Annotated in this window: 3 protein-coding genes; 2 read left to right on the forward strand and 1 reads right to left on the reverse strand. The window is 43.3% G+C overall.

Features of this window, described 5'->3' with window-relative positions; all coding sequences use genetic code 11:
• Positions 1 to 1,047: TonB-dependent receptor family protein (locus tag B3O33_RS13350; protein ID WP_292363808.1), on the forward strand; the 1,047-nt coding region annotated here is incomplete at its 5' end.
• Positions 1,048 to 1,106: 59 nt separating this feature from the next.
• Here the strand turns inward: B3O33_RS13350 and B3O33_RS13355 are convergent.
• A complete protein-coding gene (locus B3O33_RS13355; protein WP_292359569.1) occupies positions 1,107 to 1,313 on the reverse strand; it encodes a (2Fe-2S)-binding protein in 207 nt (68 codons plus the stop codon).
• A gap of 198 nt (positions 1,314 to 1,511) precedes the next feature.
• Between B3O33_RS13355 and B3O33_RS13360 the strand changes: the two genes are divergently transcribed.
• On the forward strand, positions 1,512 to 2,089 hold a 578-nt coding region (locus tag B3O33_RS13360; protein WP_292363809.1), incomplete at its 3' end, for a glucan biosynthesis protein.

The following is a 2,089-nucleotide window of genomic DNA, read 5'->3' on the forward strand; positions in this document are numbered from 1 at the left end:
TACGGAGCGGAAACTCGACTCACTCTGGATCACGGCTTATTTGGTATAACAAACAAAGCTGAGTTCGGCTTGCGTTGGATGACAGAAGAATCTGATGATAAGCGAATTCGTGCTACGCGCGAACAGGATAGAACCGGTGTAAACGACCGCCACAGAGAAGACAGTGCAGATAGCCTTGCGGCTTTTGTCATGAACCGTTTTGATATTACAGAACGCTTCTCCGTTACACCGGGTATTCGAGTTGAATCTTACAGGCAAAAACAGAAGATATTGACTCAAAACAATGAATCTGAAAGCACATCCAATACCGAAGTTCTGCCAGGTATCGGCGCCACCTATCAATTGATTCCTGAAGCACAGCTATATGGTGGTGTTTACCGTGCATTCTCTCCTGCTTCAAATGGCGTGGCTCTGGATGGCCTGGTCGATCAGAATCTGGATGGCGAACGCTCAATAAACTACGAATTAGGGGTGCGTGGAGAAGTCGATCGTTTAACCTATGAACTCACCGGTTTTTATATGGATTTCGACAATCAGGTAGTCACTGGTAACTCCGATCCCAACCTTTCTCAATCCAATGCTGGTGAAACCAAACATTATGGTTTGGAGGCCGCACTGGGTTATGAACTTGGTGGAGGCTTCAGTGTCGACGGAAATTTGACCTGGGTTCCCTACTCAAGATTTGAGACCGGCGAGAATAGCGGTAACCGTCTACCCTACGCACCAAAACTCCTGGCTAACGTAGCGTTGAATTATACACAGGGTAAATTCTCGACATCATTAACTGCGCATCACCGTGGTGAACAATATGGTGATCCGACAAATCTTGAAGATATTCCAAACGATGCGGCGGGTGGTATATGGGGTGGCAAGATGTCGTCCTACACTGTGTACGATCTCTTTGCACAGTATCAGGTTAGTGAACAGCTCCGTTTGCGCGGTGCGGTTAAAAACCTGTCGGACAAACTTTATATTACCGGTCTTCGCCAAGGTATCTATGTTGGTCCAGAGCGTTCTTTCGAAGTTGGTTTTGATTACAGCTTCTAATCTGAAGCATATTGAGGTGCGGCAACTCGGCCGCACCTCAACTTCTGGTTGAACTGTTTTTATTGTTTAAACACAATTTCATCAAGCAGATTCTCAATATCATAATCACAGGAACCACAGCCAGAAATTGCGCCGGTTTTACGTGAAATGGTATCGCTATCCACAATTCCCTGCTCTACCAGGCTGATAATCTTGCCACGGGTCGTTCCACTGCAATCGCAAATTACTTCGTCAAGATTCTGGTGAATATCATTGTCGTTTTTCATCAAACTTGCCTGGCAATAAATTTTAATGCAAAAAATTTCAGATTTAATCATGCATATTCATACATGAGTTAATATTAACTCAAGTTATTGTTACACCGTATCGAATCTGAAATAGTAACTATCGTTGAATCCAGTTTGGTTCGACAGAGTCTTCCCTATTTTTATCCCCATATCATTCCGCAATAAGGATTTAGCCGCATGTTGAGTAATCTATCTCTTCATCCAAAAATCGACTATTCATTCACTATAAAGATCTTTTACGGGTTATTCATTGCCATTTTTATACTGTTGTTTTTCCAAACAAGCCATGCTGAAACGGCTGTCGAAAATGAACTCGAAAGCAAACCTTTTTCGCGGGATACAGTGATTGAAAATGCTCGTCAACTTGCTGAACAGCCGTTTAAAAAACCAGTATCAGCCCCTGAAGAATTGAAAAATCTTGACTACTCTACCTATCGGCAAATAAATTTTCAGCAAAATGCGGCCATTTGGGGCGGCACCCCCACCAGGTTTTCAGTGCAGTTATTTGCACCGGGATTTCTCTATCAGGATTTGATTGATATTGATGTGGTAGAAAATGGCGAGTCTTTTCCAGTTGAACTTTCTGAAAACTCTTTCAGCGTGCCGAATGACGATATTGGCAAAAAAATAGCTGAAGTCGGTAAGTATGCTGGCCTGCGTTTGCACTATCCCCTGAACAGCGAGGATCATCACGATGAATTTATCGTTTTCCAAGGGGCAAGTTATTTCAGAATCGTATCGCAAGGACAGCTGTA

Source organism: Methylophaga sp. UBA1464 (assembly GCF_002325665.1).
Taxonomy (GTDB): domain Bacteria; phylum Pseudomonadota; class Gammaproteobacteria; order Nitrosococcales; family Methylophagaceae; genus Methylophaga.

Coding starts and splice junctions, on each gene's coding strand:
- B3O33_RS13355 (WP_292359569.1), bottom strand. CDS start 1,313: ATGAAAAACGACAATGATATTCACCAGAATCTTGACGAAGTAATTTGC.